General features: G+C 73.7%; 11 protein-coding genes. 4 read left to right on the top strand and 7 right to left on the bottom strand.

Annotated elements, in window-relative coordinates; translation table 11 throughout:
• Positions 1–19: 19 nt before the first annotated feature.
• From J4709_RS20370 to J4709_RS20360, 3 genes are all read right to left on the bottom strand, one after another.
• Positions 20–1,381, bottom strand: coding sequence for an MFS transporter (locus tag J4709_RS20370; RefSeq protein WP_208243058.1), 1,362 nt, complete (start codon positions 1,379–1,381; stop codon positions 20–22).
• Between the two features lie 62 nt (positions 1,382–1,443).
• Positions 1,444–3,210, bottom strand: a complete 1,767-nt coding sequence (locus J4709_RS20365) for a sulfatase (RefSeq protein ID WP_208243056.1) — start codon at positions 3,208–3,210, stop codon at positions 1,444–1,446.
• A complete protein-coding gene (locus J4709_RS20360) occupies positions 3,207–3,782 on the bottom strand; it encodes a PadR family transcriptional regulator (RefSeq protein WP_208243054.1) in 576 nt (191 codons plus the stop codon). The genes J4709_RS20365 and J4709_RS20360 overlap by 4 nt, the downstream gene beginning before the upstream one ends.
• Before the next feature lie 205 nt (positions 3,783–3,987).
• On the opposite strand from J4709_RS20360, the gene J4709_RS20355 reads away from it, so the two are divergent.
• Positions 3,988–5,277 carry an HD-GYP domain-containing protein gene (locus J4709_RS20355; RefSeq protein ID WP_208243052.1) on the top strand — a complete coding sequence of 430 codons (1,290 nt, stop codon included), beginning with the start codon at positions 3,988–3,990 and terminating at the stop codon, positions 5,275–5,277.
• Between the two features lie 9 nt (positions 5,278–5,286).
• Here the strand turns inward: J4709_RS20355 and J4709_RS20350 are convergent, their stop codons facing one another.
• Positions 5,287–5,898, bottom strand: coding sequence for a TetR/AcrR family transcriptional regulator (locus J4709_RS20350; RefSeq protein ID WP_208243050.1), 612 nt, complete (start codon positions 5,896–5,898; stop codon positions 5,287–5,289).
• A 125-nt stretch (positions 5,899–6,023) separates the two neighbouring features.
• Here J4709_RS20350 and J4709_RS20345 point away from each other — a divergent pair, with 125 nt between their 5' ends.
• Entirely contained in the window at positions 6,024–7,421 is a 1,398-nt protein-coding gene (locus J4709_RS20345; protein ID WP_307801383.1) for an MFS transporter, read from the top strand.
• 175 nt (positions 7,422–7,596) lie between these two features.
• Here J4709_RS20345 and J4709_RS20340 read toward each other — a convergent pair whose 3' ends face one another.
• Together J4709_RS20340 and J4709_RS20335 are read right to left on the bottom strand one after the other, a co-directional pair.
• Complete coding sequence (locus tag J4709_RS20340; protein ID WP_208243048.1) at positions 7,597–8,334, bottom strand: ABC transporter ATP-binding protein; 738 nt, start codon at positions 8,332–8,334, stop codon at positions 7,597–7,599.
• The gene (locus J4709_RS20335; RefSeq protein WP_208243046.1) at positions 8,331–9,410 is read right to left on the bottom strand and encodes an FtsX-like permease family protein; all 1,080 of its coding nucleotides are present in this window, start codon (positions 9,408–9,410) and stop codon (positions 8,331–8,333) included. The genes J4709_RS20340 and J4709_RS20335 overlap by 4 nt, the downstream gene beginning before the upstream one ends.
• 166 nt (positions 9,411–9,576) lie before the next feature.
• Between J4709_RS20335 and J4709_RS20330 the strand changes: the two genes are divergently transcribed.
• Positions 9,577–10,779: a sensor histidine kinase gene (locus J4709_RS20330; RefSeq protein ID WP_208243044.1), complete on the top strand. Its 1,203-nt coding sequence runs from the start codon at positions 9,577–9,579 to the stop codon at positions 10,777–10,779.
• Entirely contained in the window at positions 10,776–11,414 is a 639-nt protein-coding gene (locus J4709_RS20325; protein ID WP_208243042.1) for a response regulator, read from the top strand. Before J4709_RS20330 ends, J4709_RS20325 begins: the two co-directional genes overlap by 4 nt.
• A 15-nt stretch (positions 11,415–11,429) precedes the next feature.
• On the opposite strand, the gene J4709_RS20320 is transcribed toward J4709_RS20325, so the two are convergent.
• The gene (locus tag J4709_RS20320) at positions 11,430–14,684 is read right to left on the bottom strand and encodes an FAD-binding and (Fe-S)-binding domain-containing protein (protein ID WP_208243040.1); all 3,255 of its coding nucleotides are present in this window, start codon (positions 14,682–14,684) and stop codon (positions 11,430–11,432) included.
• Positions 14,685–14,725: the final 41 nt, after the last annotated feature.

The raw sequence follows: 14,725 nt of genomic DNA, 5'->3' as shown, positions 1-14,725 counted from the left end.
CGTTGCGGCTGGCAGCAGCTCATATGGTCTTCCCCGCCTCCCGTTCGCCGAGCATCGCGTCCAGGCGGGCCATGTCGCGTGGATAGGTGCGGTACAGGGCCCCGCAGTAGACGCCGTTCACCAGCATGAGGATCCCGGGAATCCATAGCATCACGTTCTTCAGCCCCACCACGTCGATCAGCAGGCCGGCGCCGAGGTTGAAGCCGATGAACGCGAGGGCCTCGAACACCGAGAGCATCAGCGCGAACGCGGCGCCGCGCAGTTCCGGCGGGACGACGGCCATGACGATGGGCCGGTTCACGCCCGGGTTGATCCCCTGCATGAGCCCCATCACCGCCCAGAAGGCGGCGAACACCCCGATGGAATGCCAGTCGGCCTGCATGCCGACGAGGGCCGTCACGGCGAATCCGAACTGGGCGGCCTGCAGGACGATGACGCGCCCCTTGCCCGGCATCCGGGCGTGCAGGCCATCGGTCACCAGCCCGCCCGCGATCGTCCCCACGAGGTAGCCGATCCCGAGCGGCAGCACCACGACGGACGCGGTCGCGGTGCTGAAGCCGTACGTCTTGACCAGGAACAGCACGCCATAGGTGGTGACCAGCAGGTGCCCGGAGATGAGCCGCTGCCCGAGCATGAGGACGAACGTGGGGATCGCCGCCAGGCTCCGCAGCTTGGCCAGGGTGAGCCTCGCGTCGGCCTCGCGCCGCTCCGCCGTCCGCCCGCGCAGCGCGGGCTCGCTCGCGCCCACGCCCGGGTCCTGGAAGCCGAGCGCGACGAACAGCACGGCGAGGAGCCCGAGGGCGCCGGAGGCGTAGAACCCGATCCGCCAGCCGCCCTCGAACCGGGACAGCTGCCCGATGAGGGGACCGAGCACCGCCGCCACGATCGCCAGCGCGCCGAAGGTGTAGCCGCTCGCCCGCCCCCGCGCCCGCTCGTCGAACAGGTCCGCGGTGATCTCGGTGACGATGGGCAGGGACGCGGCGGCGAACACCGCCACGAGCGACCAGAGCAGCAGCAGCTGGACGAAGTTCTGCGCGAGCCCCGTCACCGCCGAGCCGGCCGCGACGAACGACGTCGACACGATGAGCACGCCCTTGCGGCCGGTGCGGTGCGCGATCCACGTCCACAGCGGACCGAACAGGATGCCGACCGCCTTGCTCACCGACGTCAGCACGCCGAGCGCGCTCGGCGGGAGCGCCAGCGCGTTGATGATGACGGGGGCGAGCGTGGTGAGGACGGAACCCTCGTTGCTGTCGGCCCAGAGCGTGCCGGTGATCGCGGCCAGCCTCCGCCAGCGGCCGGGGACCTCCCCGGTGCCGGCCGCCTGGCCGGAGACCGGATCGGACGAGGTGACCGGGACCCTTCTGCCGTCGGTGGGCATGCGGAATCCTCCTGGTGCTCGGGCTCGCTCGGCGGCGAGCGCTTCGGGGGTGAGAGCGAGGATCAGAGGGCGGCGAGGTCGTCGTCGATCGCCTGGAGGAGGCCGGAGCCGAACGCGGGGTTGACGGTGGCGAGCCGCACCAGCGGGGTGTCGCCGAGCGGCCGGGTCAGCCGCTCCGGCAGGACGCCGATGTGGCGTTCCAGGACGGGACGCGTCGCCGGGTCGTCCAGGAGCCTCCGCAGCGGCGAATTCACCGACGGCCATCCGGCACGGAAGTCCGCCGCCTCGGGGACGGGGCGCCGTGCCGCCTCCGCCTGGGGGAGCTGGCGCCGCACCTGGAGATGGGACTCGTCGGCGGGGCCGTCCAGGGGCAGGCCGAGCCGTTCGTACTGGGAGGCGGGGGCGTCGGTGGCGCGCATCAGGTCGAGGAGGAGCCCGATCATCCGGAGTTCCTGCTCGTCGTCCACGATCGGGGTCTGCTGGTCGGGGTCGGTCTCCAGGTCGAACAGCAGCGTCCCGAACGCGTACGGGCTCCCCCATGCCGAGCCCGGGACGCGCAGCACCGGCGCGCCCTGCGTGAAGGGCAGCGGGCCGAGCAGCTCCGCATCGGCCAGCTCGGCCGGGCCGAAGCGGGCGTTCATGTGCGTCGGCATGAGGGTGTGCTCGTAGATCGGCGTGTTGGCGGGGGACGCGCAGGCCCGCATGTAGACGTACCGGCCGTCGGTGACGTTGACGTGCCCGCCGAACGAGCCGAACAGCCCCGCCTCGCGGAGCGGTTCGTCCCGCGCCACGGCGGGCGCGAGGGAGCGGCCCTGCATGCGGGGCGTGGCGTCCACGCCGAAGAAGTCCAGAAGCGTGGGGCCGAAGTCGATGGTCTGGACGAGGGCGCCGCGCCGCTCCCCCGCCGCGTCCGCCGAACGCGGATCCCACACGAACAGGGGCGTGTGGGCGGTCTCGTCGTACCAGGGCTGGATGTTCTTGCCCCACCAGCCGTGCTCGCCGAGCAGGAAGCCGTGGTCGGTGCAGACCATCAGGAGAGTGTCGTCCCACATCGAGTGCTCGTCCATGAAGTCGAGCACCCGCCCCAGGGACGCGTCGCACATCGTCAGCAGCGCCGCGTACTCGTCCCGCGCGTGCTGGACGACCTCGGGGCCCTCGTCCACCCGCTTGTAGTCCGGCCAGTCGAAATGGGGGCCGGTGTAGTCAGGGTCGTAGTGCTTCTTGTGGTCCGCGTAGGAGAAGAAGGGCTCGTGCGGGTCGAAGCACTCGATCTGCAGGAACCAGTCGTCCTGGCCGGCGTTCGTGGCGAGGAACTCCAGCCCGGCGTCGAACGTGCGGGTCTGCGGGTGGTCGGCCTGGTCCTGCAGGTAGGTGCGGTTGATCCAGTCCTGGCGCCACAGTCCGTGCCGCATCATCCGGGGGCCGTCCGGGATCTCAGGGTCCGCGACGTGGCCCTTCCATGCGTCGCCCTCCTGGCCCCGGAAGAACTCGTAGGTGCTGAACCGGTTGTGGTAGGTGGCGCCGCCGTCCTCCCAGTAGTGCTGGTGGTCGGTGACCAGGTGGGTGTGGACGCCGGCGTCCTTCAGCATCTCCGGGACCGAGTCGTCGAACGGCTCCAGCGGGCCCCACGAGCGGTGCAGGAAGTTGTAGCGGCCGGTGTGCATCTCGCGGCGCGCCGGCATGCACGGCAGGCTCCCGGCGTAGCAGTTGTCGAACGACACCGTCCGGCCGGCCAGCCGGGCGAAGTTCGGCGCGTGCACCCAGTCGCAGCCGTAGGACGGCAGGAACCGCCGGTTGAGGCTGTCGAACAGCACCATGATCGCCTTCACGACGCGTCCTGCCAGCCGTCCGCCTCCATCGCGGCCTCCATCCGGCGGAGCCAGTCGATCCAGCCGTCGACCGCCGCCATGCCGTGCCGGTGCAGTTCCTCGCCGACGAACCGGAGGCGGGCGGCGTCCACCCCGGGCTCCAGGCCGCCGGGGATGCCCCGGTCGCGCCCCCGGTTGCGCGCGACCTGCCGCACCCGGAACTCCAGCTCCTGCTTGACCAGCGCGAGCGCCCGCGGGGCGTCGAGCATCGAGGTGAACAGCAGCCGGCAGGTGAACTCCGGGGCCTGGAACCGCTTCGGCGGGTCGTAGGCGGACCCGGCCCAGCGCCGCAGCCGCCCGCCGCCCGCCGCGGTGAGCCGGTAGACCTTCGCGTCCGGGCCGCCGCCGCGCGCGTTCTCCACGTCGAACTCGATCAGCCCGTCGACCTGCATCCGGTTGAGCTCGCGGTAGATCTGGCTGGGGTGGCGGTCCAGGCCGAGGAACTGGCCCTCGCTGTCCAGCCACTTCTTGATCTCGTAGCCGCTCATGCGGCGCATGGCCAGCAGCCCCAGCAGGGGCAACTCGAGCTTCACGCCCACTCCTCAACTCTGCACTAGGTGCTTTTGCATCTAGTGCAGGCGAGAATAGGGGCGTTCACCCGGTTCGTCCAGAGTCCGGCCGGATGCACGCCGGCCTGGACCGCCGACGACCGTCCCATGGCGGGGTCAAGGTGGCGTATGCTTTCAGTGATCACTCGGACACCGTGAGTGATCGTGAGTCGACTCCCCGGGAGACGGCATGCCTGGACTGCCCCGCGCCGCCTGGCTCTACGTCTGCGTCGTCATCGCCCTGGCGGCGGTCCTGATCGGCGCGTCGTCCCCCGGGGACGTCGACCCGCACGTGCTGGTGGCGCTGCTGGCGCTGTTCGTCCTCTGCGACTCGCTGCCCGCCCGGCTGAACGTCGAGCGGGCCCGGATGTCGCTCGGCTTCGCGGTGAGCCTGGCGTCGGTGGTGCTGCTCGGCCCGGCCGGCGCCGCGCTGGTCGGGCTGAGCGCGGTCGCCACCGGGCAGCGCAAGGTCGCCCTGGTCAAGCGGCTGTTCAACGGCGCCCAGTTCGCGGTCGGCGGCTACACGGCCGGGGTCGTGTTCGGCGCGCTCGGCGGGGCCCGGTTCGAGCCGGGGCAGGCCGGCTGGGTGTGGGAGGCGCTCGGCCCGTTCGTCGGCGCGCTGCTGACGTTCGTGCTGGTCAACCTGGTCCTGACCTCGGGGGCGCTGCTGCTCAGCGGCGAGTGCGAGCTCGGCGAGATGGCGCGCGACAGCGGCCAGCTCGCGGGAGTCTGCGTCGGGTACGGGATGTACGGGCTGCTGATCGCCGGGCTGTGGGCCGACCTCGGCCCGCTGGTCGCGGTACTGGTGCTGCTGCCGCTGTTCGCCGCGCGGTGGGCGCTGGAGCAGACGTTCGGGCAGCGCCGCGCCTACGACGCGACGCTCGCCGCGCTGTGCCAGGCCGTCGAGACCAAGGACCCGGCGACCCGCGGGCACTCCGAGCGGGTGTCGCGCGGCGCGGTGATGATCGCGCGGCAGATCGGGATGCGGCCGGAGCGGGTCGAGGCGATCCGGTACGCGGGCATGCTGCACGACATCGGGAAGATCGGCGTGCCGACGAGGATCCTGCGCAGCGAGGACCGCCTCACCGACGAGGAGTTCGCCGCGGTCAAGCTGCATCCGATGCACGGGCTGGAGATCGTCCGGGAGATCGGGTTCCTGGACGAGGCGCTCGCCGGGATCATGCACCACCACGAGAAGATGGACGGCGGCGGCTACCCGATGGGCCTGGTCGGCGACGAGATCCCCGAGTTCGCGCGGGTGATCGGCGTGGCGGACGCGTTCGACGTGATGACCTCCGCGCGCCCCTACAAGCAGCCGATGCCGGTCGCCGACGCCCAGCGGGAGCTGCGGCGCTGCGCGGGCACGCACTTCGACCCGGTGATGGTGGAGGCGTTCCTGCGCGCGCTGGAGGCGCACGGCTGGGAGCCGCAGCGGGGGCGGCGCGTCGACACCGGCCACGAGGAGCCCGCCGGCCGCTGACCCGCCCTTTCAGCCGTAGAGGGCGGCTATGGCGTCGGTGACGCGCGCCCGGGCCGCCGGCGGGGACGTGACGCCGATCAGGACGTAGTAGGCGAGTCCTTCGGCGAGCGCGACGAGCGCCGGGGCCGTCTCGGCGGGGTCGAGGTCCGCGGGGAGCGCGCCGTCGCGCTGGTCGCGGCGCAGCAGGTCGGCGATCTGCCCGTGGAAGCGGGCGTAGTCGGTGCGCATGCGGTCGGCGATGGCCTCGTCGGTGAGGGCGAGCGCGGTGAACGACTGCCGGACCCGCAGGTGCGCCTCCGTCTCGGCGTCGTGGGCGATCAGCTCGGTCAGCACGGCGGTGAGCACGGTGCGGGGCGGCGCGGCGTCGAGGTCGGCGCCGGCCCGCGCCCTGATCCGGGCGCTGCTGAGCTCGTTGCCGCGCTCGAACGCGGCCTCGATGAGCTGCCGTTTCGCCGGGAAGTAGTGCTGGACGCGGCCCGCCGAGACGCCGGCGCGGGCCGCGACCTCCGCCAGTGACACCGCCTGGACGCCGCCGTCGGCGACGACCGCGAGGACCGCGTCGGCGATCTCCTGCCGCCGCTGCTCGTGCCGGACGCCGGGGCCGCGGGTGCGCCGGTCCATGACCGCTCCCTGCTTCTCGATCGGCTTTTCGATGTGACTGCATTGGTTTGACCGCTGAAGTCTAGCGAGCGTAGCGTGGCCCCGAGCAAACCAAGTCGGACACATTGATTTGCTCGGGAGGATGCGTGACGTCACGGGAAGCGACCGGCCCGGCCGCCGTCGGGGCGCGGGCGGCGCCGGCCGGGCTTGTCCTCGCGCTCGCCTGCGCCGCCCAGTTCATGGTCGTGCTGGACGTGTCCGTGGTGAACGTCGCGCTTCCCGCGATCCAGTCCGCCCTCGGCTTCGGCGACGCGGACCTGCCGTGGGTCGCGGGCGCCTACACGCTGGCGTTCGCCGGGTTCCTGCTGACCGGCGGACGGCTCGCCGACCTGCGCGGCGCCGGCCGGATCTGCACCGCCGGCCTCGCGCTGTTCACGGTGGCGAGCCTGGTCGGCGGGCTCGCCACCGGGCCGGGCCTGCTGGTCGCCGCACGCGCCGGGCAGGGGCTCGGCGCGGCGGTGCTCGCCCCCGCGACCTTGGCGGTCCTCACCGCGCGGTTCCCCGAAGGGCCGCACCGCACCCGCGCCCTCGCGATCTGGACGGCGGTGAGCCTCGCGGGCGGCGCGGCCGGCAACCTCGTCGGCGCCGCCCTCGCCGAACTGCTGTCCTGGCGCTCGATCCTGCTGGTCAACGTGCCGATCGGCGCCGTCGCGATCGCGGCGGCGCGACGGCTGCCGGCCGGTGAGCGGCGGGCCGGGCGGCTGGACGTGCCCGGCGCCGCGTCCGCGACCGCCGGACTGGCGCTGCTCGCCTACGGGCTGATGCAGGCCGCACCGCGCGGCTGGGACGACCCGGTGACCGCCGGCGCGCTGGCGGCGTCCGCCGTGCTGCTCGCGGTGTTCGCGCTGGTCGAGACGCGGTCGGCGGCCGTCCCGCTGCTCCCGCCGCGGCTGCTCAGGCTGCGCGCCGTCGCCGCCGGGAACGCGGTCATGCTGCTCACCGGTGCGTGCTTCCAGGTGCCGATGTGGTACTTCCTCACCCTCTACATGCAGGACGTCCTGCACTTCTCGGCGCTGGAGACCGGGCTCGGGTTCCTGCCGCACACCCTGCTCACGATGGCCGTCGGGCTCCGCGTCACGCCCCGGCTCATGCGCAGGCTGGACGACCGGACGCTGATCATCGCGGGGGCGCTGACCGCCGCGGCCGGGTTCCTGTGGCAGAGCACCGCGACCGCCGCGAGCGGCTACGCGGGCGGCGTGCTCGGCCCCGCCGTGCTCGCCTCGATCGGCGGCGGGCTGCTCAACACGCCGCTGACGACGACCGTGACCTCGGGCGTCGCCGCCTCCGACGCGGGCGCGGCGTCCGGGCTGATGAACACCGCGAAGCAGGCGGGCGGCGCGCTCGGCCTCGCCGCCCTCACCGCCGCCACGGCCGGCCGCGGGCTCGCGGGCGCGTGCGGCCGCGCGTTCCTGGTCATGGCGGTGGCGCTGGTGGCAGCCGCCGCGCTGTCCCTGGCGCTGCCCGCGCGCCGCGATACCGCCTGACCTGGAGGTTCACGCCGAGTTTGCCGATCGTGGGACATAGGACGCGGCCGTCCGGAGACATGGCCATTGACGCACTTCCGGACGGAACGGGTGGTGAACGTGCGCGCCAGGCGTGGACACAGGGCGGCGGGGGCGAACTGGCCGCTGCTGCTGGGACTGATCGCGACCGGTTTCCTCATCTACGTGTGGGTGTGGGCGTCGACGCAGGGCGGCCCCCCGTGGCCGCCCCGCTGACCTGCCCGGGGCTTGCCGAGAGCCGGCCGTCCAGCATCGTCCAGACGCGGTCCACCGCGTCCAGCTGGGCGAGGTCGTGGGTGACCATGACGGTCGCCACGCCGCGCTCGCGGGTGAGCGCGGCGAGCAGGGCGACGACGGAGGCGCCGCGCTCGTGATCGAGCGCGCTGGTCGGCTCGTCGACCAGCAGGACGCGCGGGTCGTTCATCAGCGCGCGGGCGATGTTGACGCGCTGCCGCTCGCCGCCGGACAGCTGGTGCGGCCGCTTGTGCTCCTGCCCGGCCAGCCCGACCGCGTCGAGCAGCTCGCGGCCCCGGTCGGCGGCGGCGCGGGCCGACCGCCCCGCCATGTGCGCCATCACGGTGAGCTGGTCGAGCGCGGTCAGCGACGGCAGCAGGTTGGGCTGCTGGAACACCACGCCGATGTGGTCGCGCCGCAGCCGGGTCCGCTCGGCCGGGCCGAGGGCGGCGGCGTCGCGTCCCGCGACCTCGACGGTGCCGGACGCCGGGGCGATCAGCAGCGCGGCGACCGCGAGCAGGCTCGACTTACCGGACCCGGACGGCCCCGCGACCGCGGCGAACTCGCCCTCCGCGACGTCCATCGTCACGTGGTCGAGGGCGGTCAGCGTGCGGTCCCCGTCGGGGTAGGTCAGCACGACGTCGGTCAGGGCGAGGCTCATCGGGCGGCTCCCAGCGCGGTCAGCGGGTCGACGGAGGTGATCTTGCGGATGGCGAGGGCCGCCCCGGCGGCGCCGAGCACGATCATCACGGCGACCGGGACGACGGTGGTGCCGGCCGAGACGACGAACGGGACGCTCCCCGCGACGGCCGCGCCGGCCAGCCCGCCGATCGCGCCGCCGATCCCGGCACCGGCCAGCAGCACCAGCACGGCCTGCGCGAGCGCGTCGCGCAGCAGGTAGCCGGTGCTCGCGCCGAGCGCCTTCAGCACGGCGACGTCGCCGCGCCGCTGGATCGTCCAGACGGTGAAGAAGGCGCCGATGACCAGTGCCGATATGGCGAACAGGAAGCCGCGCATCAGCTGCAGCGACCCGTTCTCGGCGGAGAACGACGGGATCGCGGTCCTGGCGTCGCCGAGCGCGACGGTGGTGGTGCCGAGCCGCGCGTCGGCGGCCCGCAGGCCCGGGTCCCCGTGCGTGCGCAGCAGCAGGACCGTCGCGGCCTCGCCGCCGCCCTGCGGGTTCACCGCCCGCCAGTCGGCGAGCGCCAGCCACGCGACCGGGGTGTGGCTGTAGGACGCGTCGCCCCGCACCCCCGCGACCGTGAGGGCGTGCCCGGCGACCTGGATCTTCGCGCCCGCCGAGAGCCCGGTCTTGGCCGCCAGCTCCTTCGACAGGACGACCCGCCCGGCGGCCGGGGCGCCGCCGCCGGCCTTCCCGCCGGGGGCCACGCCGAAGAAGGCGGCGGGCGCGCCGCGCTCACCGCCGGAACCGTACGAGAGGCGGCCCATGGCGATGCCGAGCGGCTCCGCCGTCACGCCGGGGACGTCCTGCCAGCCCTGGAGCGTCCGCCGGTCGATCCGGCTGTCGGAGAACGACGGCTTGCCGTCGGCGGACGCGCCGGTGCCGAACGCGACGCGGTCGGCGGGCAGCCCCTCGACCGCGGACCCGCCGTCCCTCGCCAGGCCCGCGGTGAGGCCGGACAGCATCGTCACCAGCAGCGTGATGAGCAGCACGACCGACCCCATGAGCGCGAACCGCCCCTTGGCGAAGCGCAGATCCCTGAGCGCCACGAACACCGTGCGCCTCCCGTTCCCTCGGTGATCCGGACGCTTCCAGCCTCCGCCGCGCGCGCCCCCGGGCGCATCGTGCGGCCGCACCGCCGGACCGCCTTCCTCCGGACGGCCCCGGATCCATCCTTCGATCGATTCCGCGGCCCGGCCCGTCGCCTACGCTGGGTGAGAAATGAGGGACGATCCGTTCTCGCCGGCGGTGCGGCTGCTCGGCTGGGCCGTGCACGGCACCTTCCTGGTGCTGCTCGCGATCGCCCTGGTCCGCGTGGCGTACGACGGCCGGGCCGGCGCCGCGGCGGGCGGCGTGCTGCTCGGCACGCTGTACGCGGCCGCGGTCGTCCCGCGCCTGCGCGCGCACCGCGCCCGCCCGGCGCTCGCGCGCGTGTGGCTCGGGCTGATCAGCGCCGGGTGGATCGCGCTGGCGCTGGCCGCCCCGGACTTCGTGTGGCTGGCGTTCCCGCTGTTCTTCGCCTACCTGCACCTGCTGCCGCTGCCCGCGGCCCTGCCTGGGGTGGCGGTGCTGACGGGCGCGGCGGTCGCGGCGTCCGCCTGGCACGGCGGCGGGCCGACGCTCGCCGAGGTGCTCGGCCCCTGCATCGGCGCGGCCGTCGCGACGATGATGGCGCTGGCGTACGGGGCGCTCTACCGGGAGAGCGAGCGGCGCCGGCTGCTGATCGAGGAGCTGGTGCGCACCCGGGAGCGGCTCGTCCGCGCGGAGTCCGGCGCCGCCCGGCTCGCCGAGCGCGAGCGGCTCGCCCGGGAGATCCACGACACGCTCGCGCAGGGCATGTCGAGCATCATCCTGCTGCTGCGGGCGGCGCGCCGCGACCTCGACCAGGCGCCCGGCGCGGCCCGCGGCCGGCTGGACGAGGCGGAGAAGGCCGCCGCCGAGAACCTGGAGGAGGCCCGCGGCTTCGTGCGCGCGCTCGCCCCGCCCGCCCTTCAGCGGTCGTCGCTGCCGGACGCGCTGCGCCGCGTCACCGAGTCGGCGGGCGCGCGGTCGGGGGCCGCGATGCGGTTCGAGGTGTCCGGGACGCCCGCCGAGCTGCCCACCGAGTACGAGGTGGCGCTGCTGCGGATCGCGCAGGGCGCGCTCGGCAACGCGGGCCGGCACGCCGCCGCCGGAAACGTCGGCGTGACGCTGACCTATCTCGACGACGTGGTGGTGCTGGACGTGTTCGACGACGGCCGCGGGTTCGACCCGTCCGCCTCCCGCGCGCCGGACGACGGCGGCGAGGGCACCGGCTACGGCCTGCGCGCCATGCGGGACCGGGCGCGCGCGCTGGGCGGGACGCTGACCGTCGAGTCGTCGCCGGGCGAGGGCACCGCGGTGGTGGCGAGCCTGCCGCTGCCCGCCGGACCGGAGGACCGATGAGCGCGCCGATCCGCATCCTGCTCGTCGACGACCACCCGGTCGTCCGCTCCGGCATCCGCGCCATGCTGCTCGACCAGACCGACTTCGCGCTGGTCGGCGAGGCCGCGACGGGCGAGGAGGGGGTCGCCGAGGCGGCCCGGCTGCGGCCCGACGTCGTCCTCATGGACCTGCAGCTCGGCGGCGGCATCCACGGCGCCGAGGCGACGCGGCGGATCACCGGCGCGGGGCCGCGCCCGCCGCACGTGCTGGTGCTGACGACGTTCGACTCCGACTCCGACATCCTCGCCGCGATCGAGGCGGGCGCGACCGGCTACCTGCTCAAGGACGCGCCGCCGGAGAAGCTGCACGCCGCGATCCGATCGGCCGCCGCCGGGGACAGCACGCTCGCGCCGTCGGTCGCGTCCCGGCTGCTCGGCCGGATGCGGGCGCCGTCGGCGACGCTGACCGGCCGCGAGCTGGAGGTGCTCGGGCTGGTCGCGGAGGGCCTGTCGAACCGGCAGATCAGCAAGCGGCTGTTCCTCAGCGAGACGACCGTGAAGACGCACCTGGTGCACATCTACGCCAAGCTCGAGGTCGACTCCCGCACCGCCGCCGTGGCAGCCGCGACCCGCCGCGGCCTGATCCGCCCGTCCTGACCGCCCGCGCCCCGCTCAGCGGCGGACGGCGATCCGCACGGGGAGCAGGCGCCCGACCGTGGCTCGGGCCTGGTCCAGCGGTGTCGTCCGGCGCGGGCGCAGCGCCCGGTACGCGGCGTACGTCCCGGCCGCGCCGAGCGCGGCGGCGCCCGCTCCGGCGCCGAGCGCGAGGCCGACGCGAGCGGCGCGCCTGCCGGGCGGCGGCGCCGGCCTCCGGTCGTGCGCGGCGTTCTCCGGCTTCCCGGTGACGGGCCGTCCGTCCTGCTCGCGGGCCAGTTTCATGAGCTGGGCGATGTGCAGCGCCTCGCGGCCGGTCTTCGCGTCCTCGATCTGCGTCTTGCAGGAGAAGCCGTTCGCCACGATCGCGGTGGCGTCGTCGGCGTCGCGGACGGCGGGCAGCAGCGCCTGCTCGCCGCAGTCCATCGAGATCTCGTACTTGCCGTCCTCGAACCCCCAGGACCCGGCGAGGCCGCAGCAGCCGCCCTTGAGGCTCTCGGTGTCCAGGCCCATCTGCTCCAGGATCTTCTTCTCGCCGTCCATGCCGCCGGTCGCGCGGTGGTGGCAGTGCCCCCACAGCAGCGCCTTGCCGCCGCCGCTCAGCTTCGGCGGCGCGATGTCGTACTGGTAGAAGAACTCGGCGAAGTGGTGCGCGTTCTTCGCCAGCCGCTTGGCGTCGTCGTCGTGCGGGAGCAGCTTGGTCAGCTCGTCCTTGAAGACGGCGAGGCAGCTCGGCTCCATGCCGACGACGGGCGTCCCCGCGCGGACGTGCGGGCGCAGCACGTCCAGCACGTTGTGCAGGTAGCGCTCGGCCGTGTCGAGGAACCCGTAGTCGTAGAGGGGACGGCCGCAGCACACGTGCCCCTCCGGCATGATCACCTGCCAGCCCGCCGCCTCGATCGCCTCCACGCACGCCACACCGACATCGGTGTGCAGATGGTTGTTAAAGGTGTCGGGGAACAGCACGACCGGCCGCCCGTGCGGGTTGGCGGTGCCGCCGCGCTCGGCGAACCACCGCTGGAGCGTCATCGGCGCGAACCGCGGCAGCGGGCGCCGCCGGTCGATGCCGCCGGCCAGCTTCGCCAGCCGCGCGAGGCCCGGCGTATGGGTCGCGAAGTTCACGATCTCCGGCATCCGGGACGCGAGCCGCGCCGCCTGGTCGATGAACCCGAACGCGTACGCGTAGCGGGGCCGCCACCGCTTCGCCGACTTGTAGTGGTGGTACAGGAACTCCGACTTGTACGTCGGGACGTCCACGTTCACCGGGCAGTCGTTGGTGCAGCCCTTGCAGGCCAGGCACAGGTCCAGCGACTCGGCGACCTCCTTGGACTGCCACCCGTCGGTGATCGCCTCGCCCTGCAGCATCTCGAACAGCAGCCGGGCCCGGCCGCGGGTGCTGTGCTTCTCCTCGCGGGTCACCTGGTAGCTCGGGCACATCGTGTTCGTCGCCTGCGGGACGCGGCACTTGCCGATGCCGACGCAGCGCAGCGCCGCGTGCGCGAAGTCGCCGCCGTCCTCCTCGTAGGCGAACTTCACCTCCGGGCGCGGCGGGTTGTAGCCGGTGCCGAGCTTGAGGTTCTCGTCCAGCCGGTAGGGGTCGACGACCTTGCCGGGGTTCATCATGCCGTCCGGGTCCCAGATGAGCTTGAACTCGCGCATCGCCTGGATGAGCTCCGGGCCGTACTGCTTGACCAGCAGCTCGCCGCGCTGCTGGCCGTCGCCGTGCTCGCCGGACACCGACCCGCCGTAGGAGGTGACGAGGTCCGCCGCCTCCTCCATGAACGCGCGGTAGCTGGCGAGGCCCTCGGCGGTGCGCAGGTCGAAGCTCATCCGGGAGTGGATGCAGCCCTGCGCGAAGTGCCCGTACATGGCCCCGTCGATGCCGTGCCTGTCCATGACCTGGCGGAGCGCCCGCACGTACTCGCCGGTCTTCGGCGGCGGGACGGCCGAGTCCTCCCAGCCGGGCCAGTGGTCCTTGCCGGGCGGGAACGCGGTGGAGCCGAGGCCGGCCTCGCGGATCGTCCACAGCTCCTGGCTGGCGCCGCCCTCCTGCCTGCTCTTCTCCAGCAGGATGCGGTCGCGCTCGTAGCCCTTCTCGCCGACGAGCCACTCGACGAGCCGCTCCGCCTGCCCGACCGACTCCTCCTCGGTGTCGGCGCCGAGCTGGACGAGCAGCCACGCGCCGCCGTCCGGGCGCGGCAGTTCCTCGATGTCGGACAGGTTCTTGCCTTGCATCCGCTGGTCGTTGATCAGCTTGCGGTCGAGCGCCTCCAGCCCGATGGGGCGGAACTTCTCGATCATCTCGCCGGTGTGCTCGGCGGCGGCCGCGAGGTCGTCGTACTCGACGACGACGAGGGTGCGCTCCAGCAGCGCCGGGGTGAGGAGCAGCACCGCCCGCAGCGCGGTCGCGCAGGTGCTCTCGGTGCCGACCAGGGCGCGCGCGACGTTGAAGCCGCGCTCGGGGAGCAGCTCGTCCAGGTTGAACCCGGAGACGCGCCGCGGCACCTCCTCCACCGGCCTGAAGCCCGCGCGGATCGCGTCGGCGTAGCGGTCGCGCAGGTCGCGCAGCGCCGCGTAGATCTCGCCCTTCCGGCCGCCCGCGGCGATGATCTCGTCGAGCCGGTCCTCCTCGTTCACGCCGACCCAGAACCGGTCGCCGCCGTAGGTGACGACCTCCAGCGCGTGGACGTTGTCGGACGTGCGCGGCCCCGGCCCGTACAGCTGCGACTGGACCGAGTGGATGCCGCAGGAGTTGTTGCCGATGTTGCCGCCGATCACGCACCGCGAGTGCGAGGACGGGTCCGGCCCGAACACCAGCCCGGCCCTCTCGCCGGTGTGCCGGTTCAGCTCCTCGTTGATGACGCCGGGTTCGCAGGTGACGCGGCCGTTCTCCGCGTCGAGCCCGCCGATGCCGGTGAGGTACTTGGAGTGGTCGATGACGACCGCGTAGTTGACGGTCTCGCCGGACAGGCTCGTCCCGCCGCCGCGGTTGAGGATCGGCGCGCCGTACTCCTTGCAGATCCGGTGCACGGCCACCACGTCGTCCAGCGTCTTCGGGACGACGACGCCGATCGGGACCTGCCGGTAGTTCGAGGCGTCGTTGGCGTAGAGAGCGCGTGCCCCGTCGTCGAAGCGGACCTCGCCCTCGACGGCCTTGGCCAGCGCCTTGGCCAGCTTCCCGACCGCGATGACCCGGGTGCCGCGGGGCGGTCCGGGCACGGACGGGACCGTCTTCGCCGGAACCTGCATGGTCGCGGACCCTGTGCGTGCCATCTGCGTCGTCCTGCCCTTCCGTCGCTGGATTGTCATGGTCG

Origin of the sequence: Actinomadura violacea, assembly GCF_017573465.1 — a bacterium.
Classification (GTDB): Bacteria; Actinomycetota; Actinomycetes; order Streptosporangiales; family Streptosporangiaceae; genus Spirillospora; species Spirillospora violacea.
This window is presented reverse-complemented; position numbering and strand designations above follow the sequence as displayed.